Source organism: Pseudomonas sp. LBUM1649 (assembly GCF_059716155.1).
In genome coordinates, this window is sequence record NZ_CP166807.1 from 2,361,835 (window position 1) to 2,377,436 (window position 15,602).

General features: G+C 58.5%; 12 protein-coding genes. 1 reads left to right on the plus strand and 11 read right to left on the minus strand.

From position 1 onward, the window contains the following. Positions 1-3: 3 nt before the first annotated feature. The 7 genes from ACA058_RS11050 to ACA058_RS11080 all read right to left on the minus strand — a co-directional run bounded on the left by ACA058_RS11050 (position 4) and on the right by ACA058_RS11080 (position 7,825). A complete protein-coding gene (locus ACA058_RS11050; protein WP_497639102.1) occupies positions 4-1,962 on the minus strand; it encodes a methyl-accepting chemotaxis protein in 1,959 nt (652 codons plus the stop codon). An 863-nt stretch (positions 1,963-2,825) separates the two neighbouring features. Continuing rightward, on the minus strand, positions 2,826-3,089 hold the full coding sequence (locus ACA058_RS11055) for a DUF1214 domain-containing protein (RefSeq protein ID WP_497639103.1): 264 nt from the start codon (positions 3,087-3,089) through the stop codon (positions 2,826-2,828). Beyond that, positions 2,995-3,354 (minus strand): DUF1254 domain-containing protein, encoded by a 360-nt coding sequence (locus tag ACA058_RS11060; protein WP_497639914.1) that lies wholly within the window; start codon positions 3,352-3,354, stop codon positions 2,995-2,997. The genes ACA058_RS11055 and ACA058_RS11060 overlap by 95 nt, the downstream gene beginning before the upstream one ends. A 42-nt stretch (positions 3,355-3,396) precedes the next feature. Beyond that, positions 3,397-3,564 (minus strand): hypothetical protein, encoded by a 168-nt coding sequence (locus ACA058_RS11065; protein ID WP_497639104.1) that lies wholly within the window; start codon positions 3,562-3,564, stop codon positions 3,397-3,399. Between the two features lie 70 nt (positions 3,565-3,634). Continuing rightward, positions 3,635-5,311, minus strand: coding sequence for a DUF1254 domain-containing protein (locus ACA058_RS11070; RefSeq protein ID WP_497639105.1), 1,677 nt, complete (start codon positions 5,309-5,311; stop codon positions 3,635-3,637). 34 nt (positions 5,312-5,345) lie between these two features. Continuing rightward, a complete protein-coding gene (locus ACA058_RS11075) occupies positions 5,346-7,358 on the minus strand; it encodes a DUF1254 domain-containing protein (protein WP_497639915.1) in 2,013 nt (670 codons plus the stop codon). Continuing rightward, positions 7,283-7,825 (minus strand): hypothetical protein, encoded by a 543-nt coding sequence (locus tag ACA058_RS11080; RefSeq protein ID WP_497639106.1) that lies wholly within the window; start codon positions 7,823-7,825, stop codon positions 7,283-7,285. The genes ACA058_RS11075 and ACA058_RS11080 overlap by 76 nt, the downstream gene beginning before the upstream one ends. A gap of 213 nt (positions 7,826-8,038) precedes the next feature. Between ACA058_RS11080 and ACA058_RS11085 the strand changes: the two genes are divergently transcribed. Then, positions 8,039-9,469, plus strand: coding sequence for an IS1182 family transposase (locus tag ACA058_RS11085; RefSeq protein WP_497639107.1), 1,431 nt, complete (start codon positions 8,039-8,041; stop codon positions 9,467-9,469). A gap of 283 nt (positions 9,470-9,752) precedes the next feature. Here ACA058_RS11085 and ACA058_RS11090 read toward each other — a convergent pair whose 3' ends face one another. The 4 genes from ACA058_RS11090 to ACA058_RS11105 all read right to left on the minus strand — a co-directional run bounded on the left by ACA058_RS11090 (position 9,753) and on the right by ACA058_RS11105 (position 15,085). Continuing rightward, positions 9,753-10,046 carry an antibiotic biosynthesis monooxygenase family protein gene (locus ACA058_RS11090; protein WP_497639108.1) on the minus strand — a complete coding sequence of 98 codons (294 nt, stop codon included), beginning with the start codon at positions 10,044-10,046 and terminating at the stop codon, positions 9,753-9,755. A 42-nt stretch (positions 10,047-10,088) separates the two neighbouring features. Then, positions 10,089-11,063 carry a zinc-dependent alcohol dehydrogenase family protein gene (locus ACA058_RS11095; RefSeq protein WP_497639109.1) on the minus strand — a complete coding sequence of 325 codons (975 nt, stop codon included), beginning with the start codon at positions 11,061-11,063 and terminating at the stop codon, positions 10,089-10,091. A gap of 61 nt (positions 11,064-11,124) precedes the next feature. Next, positions 11,125-11,427, minus strand: coding sequence for an ArsR/SmtB family transcription factor (locus ACA058_RS11100; RefSeq protein WP_095195290.1), 303 nt, complete (start codon positions 11,425-11,427; stop codon positions 11,125-11,127). Positions 11,428-11,761: 334 nt separating this feature from the next. Next, on the minus strand, positions 11,762-15,085 hold the full coding sequence (locus ACA058_RS11105; RefSeq protein WP_497639916.1) for an Ig-like domain-containing protein: 3,324 nt from the start codon (positions 15,083-15,085) through the stop codon (positions 11,762-11,764). Positions 15,086-15,602 lie beyond the last annotated feature (517 nt).

The window sequence follows — 15,602 nt, forward strand, 5'->3', positions numbered from 1 at the left end:
CGGTTATAGACGGAAGCGCAGTACCAGGGCTTGCTGGTTGTTGGCCACTTGCTGCAGATGCTCGCCGCTGCTGCGGGTATGAGCGGCATTCTGCCGGTTGTCACGAGTCATATCGTGCAAACGGTGCATGTGCTGATTCACTTCCTGCGTGGTTCCTGCCTGTTCGTCAGCGGCGACGGCGATCTGCACGGCGAGGGCGTGCACGCCTTGCAGGGAGTTGTCCAACTGGCTGAGCGAGGTCAGCACGACTTGGGTTTCACGCTCCAGCGTATGTGCTTGTTCGGCCGAGGCCTGCATCGCCTGAAGGGCTTCAGTGGAAGAGCCCCGCAAAGTGTTGGTGATGGCTACGATTTCTTCGGTGGCGCTGCTTGTGCGTTGGGCAAGGTTGCGCACCTCGTCGGCGACTACAGCAAAGCCACGGCCTTGTTCCCCGGCGCGCGCGGCTTCGATCGCGGCGTTGAGTGCCAACAGATTGGTTTGTTCGGCAATGCCGCGGATCACTGCGAGCACGGTGCCGATTTGCAGGGCGTCGCTGGTCAGGGTGTCTACCACTCTGCCAGCCCGGCCAATGTCGTTCAGCAAGCGTCCCTGCTGGCCGATCATCTGTTGCAGAGTGCCTTGCATCTCACCAAAGGTACCCCGTGCGGCGGTGCTGCCCTGCGCGCTGTCGGTGGCGTTACGGGCGATCTCCTGGACTGTGCTGGACATTTGCTCGACGGCGCTGACTACCATTTCCAGCGACTCTTGCTGCAGGTCCAGGCGTTCGCTGGTTTGCCCGGCGGCGCTTAGAATATCGCTGCTGGCCTGACCGACATCCTGGCTCGATTGGCGAAGACGCTCAATCACATCGCGCCAGGCCTGAGCCATTTCGTGCAAAGCCAACATCAAGCCGGCCTGTTGTCGTTGTTCGGTCGGCAGGTTCAGCTCGCCTGCGGCCAAGCGACGCGCCAGTACGGTCATATTGCTCGGTTCGCCGCCCAGCGGGCGCATCACGCTGCGGCTGACCAGCCAGGTGGCGACGGCAACGGCGACGACGGTCAGTAGTCCCAGCAGCAAGACTTGCCACATCAGCTGCTGTACCGGGGCAAACGCCTGGGCCTGATCCATTTCGGCAATCAGGGCCCAGTGATTGTCATCGAAGGAGACGGGGACAAACACTTTCAGTGCAGTACTGCCGTCCAGACCCGGTTCGGCAATGCGTCCCTGTTGACCCGCCAAGGCATTGCTGACGGCACTGCCAGTGAGGCCAACTTGCGCATTGAGGCTGCGGTTGACTTGGCGTTCAGGGAAGCGTGCCGAGTCCGAGCGCAGGCTGGCATCGCTGCCGACCAGGTAGGTTTCACCTTTTTCACCCAGACCCTGGCGGGTTTGCATCACGTTATTGAGCGGGGCGATGGGTAACTCCAGAACCAGAGTCAGTTGCAGTGCGTCGCTCGACATGACTGGGGCGGCCAGATACTGGGTCGGCTCTTTGCTCTGAGGGTTGTACTGCAGGTCGCTGATCAACAATTTGCCACTGTCGCGGCTTTGCTTGACCAAGCGCGCTAGCGGGGTGTCGCGCAGGCTGTCTTCGCTGAGATTGTGCTGGTCGTCACTACCACGCTGCAGACTGAGCATGACGGTGCCATCGGGCGTGATCAGTTTCAGCTCGCGGTAACCAAAGGTGCTGATGTAGTTTTCAAACATCGGGCGGTCGTAGTTGGCGATGCTGATCAGCGCATTGCTGTCCAGTCCCTGGTAGCTGTTACTCAGGGTACTGGCCAGGGTGCTGATCTGGTTGCGCCGCTCCTGCCAGTTGTCCAGCAAATGCTGCTGCTTGATATGGGCAACAGCCTCGAGGGCGTTCAGCGTCTGCTCGCGAAGGGCGGTACTGGCTTGTTGATAGACTGTAAAGGCCATGCCCAGAACCGGGATCAAGCCGATCAACAGGTAGCTCAGCGCTAATTTCAAGCGTAACGGCATGTTCAACGGCTCCGCGGGTAGAAGGGTTACAGGTTAGGGTGCTTGTTAAGTATTCTGCAAGAACTGTGCAAATTATCGAACGCACTGAATGGGTTTGGGCTTTTGAGTTGCTGTTTAAGCAAATTCGCAGGGCGCATGTTTGGTTGGCGAACGTTAAAGGTCGCAGCTTCTGGATGTGCATACCGGGCGCCTTATGGAACTCCAGAGGCAACTTCTCAATTGCTGAGCGACCTTTCACTTGTTGGTAACTTCGCTCGCCCGAGGTGCCATGCGGTTACATCTGGAGCAGGGCACGATGCCCATGCACCTTTTCGAGGCGCAGCGTTACTACGCGTTGAGCCTGGGCGAAGCTGTAGGAGTAGTAGATGTGAAAAAAAGGGAACAAGTAGTTCGATTTCTACAGCCCCAACACATACCGTTGCTTACAGTACAAGACGGCTTGTTTGTTCGTGCAACCGGAAACGGGGATACCAATGTTCCTTTGCCAAACAACTATGCCCCCATGGGACATCGGAGTACCTCTTCCCCATGGTGAGTTGGAGGCATTCAACCCGTGCAAGTAATAATCAGGACTCAGGATCGCCCCTGATTATCCAGATACATCCGACTGGCTGCTCTTGGCCGATTCTGTTGAAAAAGTCGGCCATGGTTTGCGCAGCAGAAAAGTATGCGTCCGAGATTGAAATCTTTACTTTCGGCAGAGGCTTCCGGACTCAGATTTCACGTAGCAGCGTGCAAAAAAGGCGTTTTCACCAGTCAATGATCAGGCCGTTTGGGCGGACCGACTTTTTCAACAGAATCGGCCAATAGCGGTCATTCACCGCCAGAAACAACTGCGTCGCTAATTTCTGCTGGCGGTCAATTCACTGCGCATGACGAAGCGGAGGCTGGGTCCACTTGCCATCCACGACTTCTTCTTTCGGCCAGTAAAGACGCATGGCCATCATGAACGGACCTTTCGGCGCAGGCAGCCAGTTGCTTACCTTGTCCTTGCCGGGGGATTCGTTCTGGATCAGCAAAGTCAGCCCGCCGTCAGCATCGCGCTTGAACTGCGGCAACATGGGTGAGTTGAGCAAGTAGCGATTGATTGGATTGGCCACGAAAAGGCTCGACGGCAATCCATTCATCGTCAGCGACCAGAGGGCGTTGATGGGCGGCAGATGGTCCGGCGCAAAGCGCAGGGTTGCGCCCTTCTAGTTGGGTCAGGTACTTGCCGGCCTCACCGCCGGTGGCGCGACTGCTGATGTAACCGTAGTTGAAGGTGTTGCCGTCACAAAGCATCACCGAGTAGTAGCGCGATTTTTCCGCCGCCGAAACCGACCGCACCATCGGTTCGGCGCGCAGGTCCGCCCACACGACGGAATACAGCGTGTCGCTGTTTGGCGTGACAATGGCCGTGTCTTCGCAGGTAAAAACACGGGCCTCATTGTTGGTCTAATTGAACGGCGCCTTGAACTGGCCGGAGTTGCGATCCACCGAGTACTCATCCATCACCGCGTAGTTCATCACGATCGGCAGGCCGTAGATGAAACCTACTTCGGCAATGGTTTTGATCTCGGCGGGAGCGATGTCCGCGGCGTGGACGGCTGTGAGCGCCAGCACGGCGGCGAGTGGGTGGCGAAGATCGTTTTTGTTTTCATGGTTGTGCCCTTTCGGTCGTTGATTGGTTTGCTCACTCCACGAGTTCGATCTCAGTCGGCCGCCACTGCTTCGTAAAGAAAGGCTCGAGCGGGCTGTACAGTCGCAGCAGCGTGTTCCAGCCCTTCTTCGGGTCGGTCTGAATCCAGTTGCCATCCTTTACGCCGGCGGGCTTGGTGGGGGCGAAGTACACGGTGGTGGAGCCGTCAGCGTTGGTGACGGCGGCGGGCGTCGGATAACTCTGGCTGCCCGCACGCGGGTAGCGTTGCGGCGTGTCGAGCATCGAACGGCTCTGGTTGTCGTAGAGGGTCAGGGACCAGAACTTCTCCGCCGGGATGTTCGGCGGGAGCGTCATCTTGTAGGTCTTGCTCCCATCGAAGTATTCGCCCTTGGAATCCACAAACGCGCCGATGTATTGCGAGCCAATACCCGTCAGCCGCATGACCATCGCAGGGGTGATGCCGGTGGCGTAGAAGAACATCGCCGTGCGCGCGTTGAGCGTGCGATACCCGGTGGGCGGGTAGGGTGTGATGGTTCCGTCCGCGCTGACCTGTGGCGGCGGCGTTTCGAAGTTGTAGCCGCCGGCGAAGAGCATGTTCATCCAGGCGGAGCCGGGATAGTAAAACCACCCCTCGGATGGGCGCGTCTTCCAGTTCAGGGTTCGGCCCGTAGCCGATCCGATGGCCGCCGCATCGGTCAGGATTTTCTTCATCCGCGCATCCGGATTGAACGGCTTGCCCTTGACGATGCCAACGGCAGCAAGTGAACCCATGATCTCCGGATCGAGGGCACCCGCCGGCTCCTTCTGGACCACCTCATTGATCATTTCGAAGTAGCTGAAGTCGCTCGGCGGAATCGTGGATAGGACCTTGCCGCTGCCTTCGGTGAACTTCACCGGCGGTTGCGGACGCAGGAAGGCCCAGTCCAGTTTGTGATCCGGGCTGCGCAGCAGCGTGGCTTCGCCTGCCAGTGCCGCGCCAATGCTCGTGCCGTAGCCGCCCGGTACATAAGGGTAGACCTTGAGCGTCTTCTTGATGAGTTCAACCGCAGGCTTGGGATCATTGTTCTCGAGGAATGACCGGCCGAGCAACATTGCCCGGTTCGTGCGCAGCTTGTTCACGAAGTAACCGTTCTCCGGAAGTACGCCCTTATAGTCAGGCGGCACCAGCAGGAACCTCCCGCCCTCACCCCGTTCGGGTCCCGGCAGGCCGATGTCGGTCACCCAGCGAAACCAGCTGTCGTCGATGACGCCGAGCGACATCGGGGGCGTTTCGACCACCAGCGGCCCCTTGGTGAGATCGAAGTTGACCCAAAAATAAACCGTGTCCGCATTGGCGGTCAGGAACAGGGACTTTGCATCCATCAGTTCCGACCAGATCAGGGCCGTGTTGTCCGGAACGCCGGCATCGTTGAAGCCCTTGAAGGAGGCCGCCACCGATGCGCCTTGGTAGGCGTTCACGAACGCCTCGACGCCGTGCATTAGGTCGAGGTAATCGTAGACCTTCGCAGCGGTCTCTTTGCTGGGTGCGCCGTCCTTGAACTCGAGCGTGCCGAGGCTCGTCTGGAGCCGGTCGGGCGTGGTGATCGCCGGGGGGATTGCAGAGGATGTCTGGGCTGTGGCTTCACCCGCGACGGTGATGACGGTGATGACTGTTGCGACGAGCGCGGCAGCCAACACCCCGTTAATGAAAGTGCGATTGGTAGTTTTCATGGTTGTTCCTTTTCAGTGCTTCTTTGTTGAGCCTCTATTTCACCACTTCGACTTCGCTCGGCCGCCAGGTCTTGGCGAAGAATGGTTCGAGCGGGCTGTAGAGACGCAGCATCGGGAAAAAGCCCTTACCCGGCATGGTCTGAATCCAGTTACCCCGTTTGACGCCCGCAGGCTGGGTGGGGCTGAAATAGATCGTTGTGGAACCGTCGGCGTCCGCTTCGGCGGCGGGTGACGGATAGCTCTGGCTTCCCGCGCGCGGGTAGCGCTGCGAGGTGTCGAGCATCGAACGCGACATGTTGTCGTACAGCGTGAACGACCAAAAGTTCGCCTGTGGGATGTTTTTGGGCAGCGTCACCTTGTAGGTCTTGGCGCCATCGAAAGGCTCCTTGTTGGCATCGACCATCGACCATAGGTAGGTTGAGCCAATGCCGGGCAGACGCATGGCCATCGCGGGCGTGATCGCGGTGACGCCGTAGAAGAAGGCCGTCCGCGCATCCAACTGGCGGTAGCCGGTGGGCGGGAAGGGTTTGACGCCCTCGGGCGTAATCATCGGGATCGGCGTCTCGAACTCGTAGCCGTTCGCGAACAGCATGTTCTGCCAGCCAGAGCCGGGGTAGTAATACCAGTCCGCCGCGCGCGAACTGATGAACAGGGTCCGCGACGTGGCATTGGCCAGCGCCAACGCTTCGCTGAGGATCTTCTTCATCCGCACATCCGGCGCGAAGGGTTTGCCCTTGATAATGCCGATGGCGGCGACCGGCCCCATCAACTCGGGGTCGAGCGACCCTGCAGGCTCCTGCTGCACGATCTCATTGAGCATTTCGTAATAGCTGAAGTCGTTCGGCGGGATGGTGTTCATCACCTTGCCGGTACCTTCGTGGAACACGGTCGGTGGCGGTGGCGTGACTTTGCCAAGTTGAGCCTTGCCGCTGAGGAACTCGGCGATGGGGGTGCCGACGCCGCCGGCCTCGTATGGATAGACCTTGGTGAACTTTCTGATCGATTCGGCCACGGGCTTCGGATCGTTGTTCTCCAGGAACGAGCGAGCGAACCATATGACGCGGCTGGTGCGGGCGCGGGCGATATTGAAGCCACTGGGCAGCGGACCCTCGTAGCCGGGCGGCAGGATCAGGTACTTGCCGCCCAGGCCGCGATCAGGCCCAGGCAACCCGATGTCGATCACCCAGCGGAACCAGTAGTCATTAATGGCGCCAAGCGTCTTGGGTGGCACCTCGAGCACCATCGGACCCTTGGTCAGATCGAGCATGCCCATGTAATAGATGGTGTCGGCATTGGCCGTCAGGTACAGCGACTTGGCATCCATCAGCTCGGAGAAGACCAGAACCTCGTTGTCCTTGACCCCGATGCTCAGTAGGCCCTTGTGGAAGGCGTGGATGCTGACCCCTTGAAGAGTGTTCACGAACGCCTCGAACGCGTGCGTGAAGTCCAGATTGTCATAGACCTTGTCGATGGTCTGCTTGCTCGGCATGCCGTCCTTGAAGTCGAGCGCGCCGATGCGCGTCTCGACTTTGTCCGGCGTGGTGATGGACTGGGGCGTTTGCGCGAAGGCCGGCAGCGCGAGACTGCCAGCGAACAGCGCGACGACGAGGATAGTTTCTGTTTTCATGGTTGACTTCCTTGCGTGGTTTTTCACTGTCAGGGTTCTCATAGCTGAGTCTTTTCTTTGTTTGATTGATTTGGCCACTTCACTTCGCCTGCTGTAGCGGCGGCGCGGTCCACTGCTTTCCACCGCTTCGGCTTTCGGCCAGTAAAGACGCATGGCCATCATGAACGGACCTTTCGGCGCAGGCCGCCAGTTGCTTACCTTGTCCTTGCCGGGGGATTCGTTCTGGATCAGCAAAGTCAGCCCGCTGTCAGCCTCGCGCTTGAACTGCGGCAACATGGGTGAGTTGAGCAAGTAGCGATTGATTGGATTGGCCACGAAAAGGCTCGACGGCAATCCATTCATCGTCAGCGACCAGAGGGCGTTGATGGGCGGCAGATGGTCCGGCGCAAAGCGCAGGGCGTAACGGTTCGCGCCGTCCAGCTTCTACTTTGCCTCAGTGCAAAAGTCGCATAGACCAGCTTCCTCTGCACCTGGACCTGATGTCGCTCGCTGGTGAGCAACGAGGTGATGCAATGGCTATTGGCGCGATCACCCTCGTAGTTGTACATCGGAAAGTATCGCACCCGGCCAGATGGCAAGAATCGCTGCTGCATGACCTGGTCGAAGTAGCTGACGATCTCGACGCCCGAGGCCAATTCATACAAGCCTTCGCGCCACTCGGATTCGTCCTTGCGGCCGGAGCCCAGTTCGCGGGAGTTGACGCCATAGAAAGCGGAAGGCTGGTGCAAGCGGACGAACAAGTAGGCGTCGTTCCAGTGGCCGCCAGGCTGAGCATGCCGATCCACCATCACCACACTCGCATCCGACTCATCGAGCAGCGTATTGCCGTTGCCCCTGCGCCGATAACTAGGTAATCCGTCGCTATGGTGGTTGCGTCCATTGGGCATACCCTCCTGACAGTGGAGTGAACTCATCAATCAAAAAAGGCTAGTTCTTTTCGCTTGTCGCTAGAGAACAATTGTTCCTTACATACATAGCCAACAGATTTAATGAAGAGCTGACCTCACCCTGTCCACCGTCCGCTCCTGGCCCAGAGTGTGTAAAAACGCTTTCGCAAACCCTTGCTATGATTTCTGAGGATTTCATCGCAGGGATCGCCCATGAAGCGCTTTATCCAAGGTGAACATCGAGGCCAAGTAACCTTCCTTCCGGAGAGCCTCGACGATTACGTCACGGATACCAATCCGGTGCGCGTAGTCGACGTCTTTGTCGACGAACTCGACCTGGTCAAACTGGGTTTCGAAGGCGCCATACCGGCTGATACTGGCCGGCCGGCTTACCATCCCGCGATCCTGCTGAAGATCTACATCTACGGCTATCTGAACCGCATCCCATCGAGCCGGCGTCTTGAACGAGAGGCCCAACGCAACGTCGAGCTGATGTGGCTGACCGGACGTTTGATGCCCGATTTCAAGACCATCGCCAACTTCCGAAAAGACAACAGCAAGGCCATCCGAGGCGTCTGCCGCCAATTCGTTGTGCTGTGCCAGCAGTTGGGACTGTTCGGAGAAAATCTGGTCGCCATCGACGGCAGTAAATTCAAGGCCGTCAACAACCGCGACCGCAATTTCACCAGCGCCAAGCTGAAGCGGCGGATGGAAGAAATTGAATCGAGTATCAATCGGTACCTGACTGCGCTCGACGAAGCCGATCGGCAAGAACCTTCGATCGCTCAGCCCAAGGCTGCTCGTCTGCAAGAGAAAATCGACAAGCTCAAAGCTCAGATGAAAGAGTTACAGGTCATTGAAACTCAGCTCAACGAATCGCCGGATAAACAGGTCTCACTGACCGATCCAGACGCCCGTTCCATGATGACTCGCGGCACTGGAATCGTCGGTTACAACGTGCAGACAGCAGTCGATACGCAGCACCATTTGATCGTTGCACATGAGGTTACCAACGTCGGTTCCGACCGCGATCAACTCAGCTCGATGGCCAAGCAGGCCCGCGAGGCTATGGCGTCAGAAACGTTGTCGGTAGTGGCTGATCGAGGTTACTTCAAAAGCGAAGAGATCCTGGCTTGTCACGATGCAGGCATCACTGCCTATGTGCCCAAGCCGATGACCTCTGGAGCCAAAGCGGACGGGCGTTTCAATAACGATGCCTTCATCTATGACGCGGCAAAAAACGAATACATTTGCCCGGCTGGAGAAGCACTGATCTGGCGCTATACCAACGTTGAAAAAGGCCTGACGCTGCACCGTTACTGGAGTTCGAAATGCAGGGGCTGCGCAATGAAACCGCAGTGCACACCGAGCACGGAACGGCGGGTTCGACGCTGGGAGCATGAAGCCATACTGGAGGAAATGCAGAACAGACTGAGCAACGCGCCGGACATGATGCGAGTCCGTAAGCGTACGGTCGAGCATCCCTTCGGGACACTCAAACAATGGATGGGCGCCACGCATTTCCTAACACGAAAGCTGAACGGAGTAAGTGCGGAGATGAGCTTGAACGTCCTCGCCTACAACTTGAAGCGGGTCATGAAAATTCTCGGTACCAGCGGTTTAATGAAGGCGCTGTCGGCCTGAAGAGGTCTGTATTTTGGCCACCCAGCAAGGTAGAAGCGGCGCTGGGGGCTCCCAGGCCCTAGTGACGATCCGCAGGACTTGTTGCGAGCAATTACTCAACTAACAACCGTCGGCGCTGCGCGCCGACAGTGCATCCGCGCGTTTTTACACACTCTGGGCCGAAAGTTGCCGGTCATGAACGTCTGTTTCCGACAACGGCCAATTGCTTTAAAGCCACAATCCTCTTGAGGCTCTAGCATTACCCATCCTAACGGTGCTGTTCGAATCATCATGTTCTCCAGTATTAAAAGCTGCCGCCTTCAATATGGTAGACCCTCGGTTCTTCCGAAAAATATTCCTCCAGGCCCAGCATGAACACCCGATGGTCTTCACTCTCTTCGAAGCCCGGCGTGTGATCCTCAAGTGAAGCCCAGCGCACGATCAGGTTGAATTGCTCGGGGGTTTCAATCCCTTGCGAGAGCAAGTGGCCGCCGTAACCCTTTGCGCGGGTGAGCAAAGGAGCGACCTCGGCAAATGCACGTCTGAATGCTTCAATGCGTTCTTTGTGAACGGGGAGCAGAGCGATCTCATAAATCATGGTGTTTCCTCGAAAATGACTTAAACAGTTAAAAGTACGCACTTATGGGATGAGCGATGGCTCGACTGCAATCACGATTTTTCCTTGAAGGCTGTTGTTGGGACTCTCCAACCGGGCATGGGCGAGCGCAAGGTCGGCCAGCGAATAGATCGCGCCAACGTGCGGGCGCAGCTGACCGCGCGCTACCAATGCGCTCAGTTCATCAAGCTTGCCGCGGTTTTGTCGGGTGAAAACGAAGTGATAACTCGCGTTCTTGCCCCAGGCCTGAACGAGGTTTTGCGGCTGGGCAATGTCCACAATCGAGACCACGCGGCCCAGTTGGGCGAGCACGTCGGGGCTGCGCGTCAGTGTGTTGCCGCCGATGGTGTCGAACACCACATCCACGCCGTGGCCGCCGGTTTCCCGCAGGATGGCTTCGACGTAATCTTCCTTTTCGTAGTCGATGAGCACATCGGCACCCATGCTGCGTGCGAACTCAAAGTTTGCTTCGCGCACAGTCGTGAAGACCCGCGCTCCAATGGCTTTGGCCACCTGGATCGCTACATGACCTACGCCTCCTGCGCCGCCGTGGATCAGAATGCTTTCCCCCACTCTGAGCGCTGCACGCACGGTCAGTGCTTCCCACACCGTCCCGCCAACCAGGGTCAGACTTGCCGCCTCAAGATGGCTCAGCGATGGCGGCTTCTTCCCGATGATGCTTTCGTCCGCAACGTGGTACTCGGCATAACTGCCTGGCCCGTCGAAAATTTGCGGGGTGTACCAGACTTCGTCTCCTGGAGCGAAGGTCGTCACACCCGGCCCAACTTCTTCGACAACGCCCGACACGTCGTGTCCGGTAATGGCCGGCAGTGGCACCAGGTCGGCATAGTCGCCACGTCGAACCTGGTAATCCAACGGGTTGATGGAAGTTGCGTGTACCCGCACCAGGACTTGTCCCGCACCCGGCACTGGCTTGGGCACGTCGCAGAGTTCGAATGATTCCGGGCCGCCAAATGATTTAAGTATCATCGCTTTCATTGTATATCCTCGTATCGACAAAAAGGGATATCGAGATATATCGATATCCTGCGGTAAAAAATTACAGATCTTTCCCTATGATCTCGGCAAGCGCACTGATGGTTGCTTCATTGCGCTTGTAGTAGGTCCACTGACCGATGCGCCTGACTTCGACCAAGCCCACTCGTTGCAGAGTGGCAAGATAGCCAGACACAGTTGACTGCGACAGCCCGATCCCCTCTTGAATACTACTGACGCAGACCCCCACCGTGAGAACGTCACCTTCATCCTGCGGAGGGAAGTTCTTTACGGGGTCCTTCAAGCCTTTCAAGATTTCAAGGCGTGTAGGGTTTGAGAGGGCTTTGAATATTTCGAGTAATTCCATGGGGCGGATGATATCGAGATTTATCGATATGTCAATACGAGAATCAACAGAGGACGAAATACGCAGGGTGGTGATTTTCCCCAGGGGCTTTATGGCGATAGGTTGAAGGCGCCGGCCGACGACCCGACTGACCGCTTCTGGCCGATTTCTGTCTGTCGCGATGGGCTGCAAACGACCCATTTTGTCGACCACAAAGAAGGAAACTCTAATGGTGCACTACTGTTTTTTAAGGTTGATCTTCTGAAGATTTGACAGCCAGGTAAGTTGTCAATTCGCTTGTAGCAGAAGGGCCTCAAAACCTATGAGGCCCTCATCGCTAAAGCTTAGTTGTAACTCATTGCGCCACTATTGGCACCGTCACGGTGTTGCCGAAGGCCGACTTGATGGTCACCGTCGGGCTAGGCGACGGGACACTGCCGGTGGTCGTCACCGCTATCTGCCAGCGCGCGCCTGTTGGCGTAAGCGTCAGGGTGGCGGTGCCAAGGTTCAGCGGACCGGATGTGGTCGTGGCAGTCGCCGTGATGGTATTGCCCGTGCCACGCGAGGTGGTGCCGGACAGGACCCAGTGGTAGCGGCCGTTGCTGCGGGCGGTGACTGTAGCGCTGGTAACGATCAGGTTCTCGACGACCGCTGCCGAGACCGCCACGGACACCGTCGCCGGAGCCGAGTCCGCGCCCTTGGCATCGCTGGCCTTATAGGTAAAGGTCGCGGTGAAGGGCGCGGGGACCGTGGCCGGTGGTGTGTAGATCACGCGCAGACCATCGGTGCTGACCGTGCCCTTACCGGAGTCCGGTTGCGCCAGATCCACCACTTTGAGTGGCAGGTTACCGTCAGGGTCGGTGTCGTTGGCCAGCACATTGATGGGCAGCGGTTGGCCGTTGTTGCTGATGGCGCTGTCGGGGTTGGCGATCGGTTTTTTGTTTTCGCCTTCGTTATTGTCACGTTTATCGCCAGTGCGGAAGGTCGGCAGCGCAGCGGAGTTGACGTAGGTGACGCCGTCCCAGCCGGGCAGGGGCGTTGGCATCAATTGGAACTGGCCCGGATGCTCGACATCAAAGCGCAGCAGCATGGATGTGTCCTCGTGCTGGGTGTTGTGGCAGTGCTCCATGTAGGTCCCGGCGAATTCGCGGAAGCGGATCGCTATGTCCACGTCCACTGAACTGTCGATGCCCTCGCCGATGAGATAGACGTCCTTGCGCGCCCATTTTTCCCATTCCGGCGGCGCCTTGCCGTCACGGTTGAGGACGATGCCTTCTTCGAAATGCACGTGCACCGGGTGGCTCCAGCCGTTGCCACCGTTCCTGATTTTCCACACTTCCAGGGTGCCGTCGCCGGAGAACCCGGCGGGGGTGGGGCCGGTGGCCAGTTGCGCAGCGGCGCTGATCCGGCGTGGGTCCATGGGGAAGCCTGGACCACCGTCGGTCTTGATGGTCCAGGGTTGTTCGTCGGTGCCGTTGGAACGGCCGAAGATGAACTCGCGATGCCGCGCCAGTTTGAGTTTGGCCTGCACCTGTGGATCGTCACGGTTGAGGGTCAGCGGAATCATGGTTTTACCCGCCGCCTTGCCCGGTTTGGCGGGTTCGTAGTCGGCAGGGTTCATGCTCACATCCGTGCCGCTGTAAGGCTGAACCACCAACTGCAGGAACTTGCCCACCACCGGATCGCCCTTGTCCCATTCCAGCCCTTTACTACCCAGCTTGAGCACCGCCTTGTACTTCCCGGACAGCACATCGGCCAGGCTCAGGTCATTCTTTTCCGGCCCCTTGCCGGTCTTGTGTTCCATCAGGTTGACGAAATACAGCTTGTCGCCGGTCTTGATCTCGTTTTTCGCGAAGTTGACGATGATGTCGAAGCGCTCTGAGTTGCCTATGGTCGGCAGGATGGCGTTGTGGTCTTGCGTGTCGCCGTCGGCGTCCAGGTCCATGCTGCCATCGAAAGGCACGGCGTGTTCCATGAGGTTGCCGTCGTTGGCGATCAAGTGGAACGGCACGCGGGCATAGGACAGGCCGGAACCTGCCGGGCCGGGGAATTCGCCGCCGGTGCCGGCGATTTCACGCACCAGCGCGATCCTGAAGAAGCGTGACACCGAGCTATTGAGGATGCGGAAGCGATAGCTGCGCGCGCGCACTTTCAGGCGCGGCTGGTACTGCCAGTTGACCAGGATCTGATCGCCAAGGAAGCCGTCGGTGTTGAACGGGTTGAACCACAGCTGACCGTTCTTGTCCCAGGCCGTGTCGGCCACCATCAGGTTGACGTCGTAGTCGCGGTTGCCCCAGGGCAGCGCCGAACCGCTCGGCAGGCGCAGGTTGACGCCGTCCTGCAGCGCTTCGTTGCCACGATCCAGGGCGCTGTAGTAGTTCATCATCGCCGCGTTGCCCTTGTAGACGTTCTGCGCGGTGAAATCGAGCATGTGGTCGTGGAACCAGTGGGTGCTCATGGTTTCGCGCCAGTCGCCGCGAATCCTGATGGTGCCGTTGTTGCAGGTCTTCAGGCCCGGGTTGGCGTCGTTGACGAACAGGGTTTCGCCCGGGGCGCAGGGGAACGCCGCGCGCGGATCTTCAGCCTTGGTGTTGATGGTGTCGTAGCCGGCCAACTGGATCGGCCAGCGATAGTCGTAGTACTGCCCCGGAAAGAAAAACGCATTGGTATAGCCGTCGCTTTCGGCCGGGTTGTGGCCGTTGTGTTCGTGGCTGCTGAGGGTGTGCAGGCCGAAACCCATGTTGGCCGACGGATCGATCGGCAGGGCGTCGTAGTGACGCACCAGCACCGGTTGACCGTACCGCACCATCAACAGTTTTGGCGGAAAGGTGCCGTCGAAGGTCCATAGCGCCTTGTGGTTCTGCACCGGCATGTTGGGGTGAAAACGGGTATAGATGCCTTTGGTGGTGCCCGTTATGATCGGGGTGTCCGAGGTCTGGTTGTAGAGCCCGCCAGGCCCGAACTCACCGACGGCGTAGTTGTGCAACTGTCGGCGGTCGCGCATGCCGCCGTTGAGCCTGGCGCCCGCTTGCGCGGTTTTGAAGGCGACCTGCGGGTAGAACTCGTTCCAGCGCTGGTGCGACCAACCCTTTCCTGGCGGACGACCCTCGGCCGGCGAGCCGACCGGATGGCGGTTGAGGAAGGCTTCGATCTGCGCTTTCCACGGGTTGCGGTCCAGCACGTTGGAAAACTGTGACGGAAACGGGTACAGCCCCGGCTGGCGCATGAAGGCTTCCAGAGCTGCGGCCGAAGGGCCGCTGCGGGCGATGTTGTTCGGGTCCTGCTGGGGCGCCGGGCCGACGGTGGGAACCGGGAAGGTCAGGGGCGGCGCCGGCAGTGTCGGGTCGAGTTTTTCCGTGCCGAATTCTTCGAGCAACAGCAGTTGCTGAGTGTACGGCAGGGCCCCGAACAATGGGCTGGGCTTGCCGTTGGTGGGGATTTTGAATGATGTTTGCAGGTTTGGCGGCAGCACATTATCGGCCAGTGGCGTGTTCCGGTCACCGAACACACCGTTGGGCAGGGCAATCGCGCCCTGGTTGGCGGGTGGCAAGGTCAGCAAGGCATCCAGCGCGGCCTTGGGGTCGGCCGGGGGATTGATAAACGCCGAGGGGTCCGTCGGTGGTGGCGGGCCGAAATCATCCAGCGGTGCGGCGTTGGCGGTGGCCAGGGTAAGGAGCATCGCACAGGGCAGGCTTGACCTGAGCAGCAAGGCGATGGAGCTGCATGGTGGTTTCCCGCGTTTCATTTCTCACCCCTCGCGTCATGCCGAATCTGGCGAGTCCCGCCGTCTCCATGAAGTTCGGGACGACAGCTGGTGCGGGCACCAGGGGGGTAGTGCAACTAATGAGCCATTACCATAGGGCGAAGAAAAAATTCAAATTAATTAACAAGCTGTTTTTGAGTGTTTTAAGCGAGAGAAAGGGGGAGGGGGGAATATTCCCCAAATTAGGTGGTAAACGCCCGGTTGGGTGGGTGAAGTACCCCATTTATGGAGATAGTAGCGGCCCTATTTCACCGACCGCTTTTGGTAGGGCTGCTTGCCCTAAGGCGACATGGATTTAACTGGTCGAGAAGGGCCGCTTTTGGCCCAGAGTGTGTAAAAACGCTTCGTCAAAATTGAAGTCTGCGCGTCTATGCGAAATCTGAAAATTATCGGCTGCTCAGCCGATCTGGATTTTGCGTAGAAACGCGATTTT

Coding starts and splice junctions, on each gene's coding strand:
- ACA058_RS11050 (WP_497639102.1), bottom strand. CDS start 1,962: ATGCCGTTACGCTTGAAATTAGCGCTGAGCTACCTGTTGATCGGCTTG.
- ACA058_RS11055 (WP_497639103.1), bottom strand. CDS start 3,089: ATGAATGGATTGCCGTCGAGCCTTTTCGTGGCCAATCCAATCAATCGC.
- ACA058_RS11070 (WP_497639105.1), bottom strand. CDS start 5,311: ATGAAAACTACCAATCGCACTTTCATTAACGGGGTGTTGGCTGCCGCG.
- ACA058_RS11080 (WP_497639106.1), bottom strand. CDS start 7,825: ATGCCCAATGGACGCAACCACCATAGCGACGGATTACCTAGTTATCGG.
- ACA058_RS11085 (WP_497639107.1), top strand. CDS start 8,039: ATGAAGCGCTTTATCCAAGGTGAACATCGAGGCCAAGTAACCTTCCTT.
- ACA058_RS11090 (WP_497639108.1), bottom strand. CDS start 10,046: ATGATTTATGAGATCGCTCTGCTCCCCGTTCACAAAGAACGCATTGAA.
- ACA058_RS11095 (WP_497639109.1), bottom strand. CDS start 11,063: ATGAAAGCGATGATACTTAAATCATTTGGCGGCCCGGAATCATTCGAA.
- ACA058_RS11100 (WP_095195290.1), bottom strand. CDS start 11,427: ATGGAATTACTCGAAATATTCAAAGCCCTCTCAAACCCTACACGCCTT.
- ACA058_RS11105 (WP_497639916.1), bottom strand. CDS start 15,085: ATGCTCCTTACCCTGGCCACCGCCAACGCCGCACCGCTGGATGATTTC.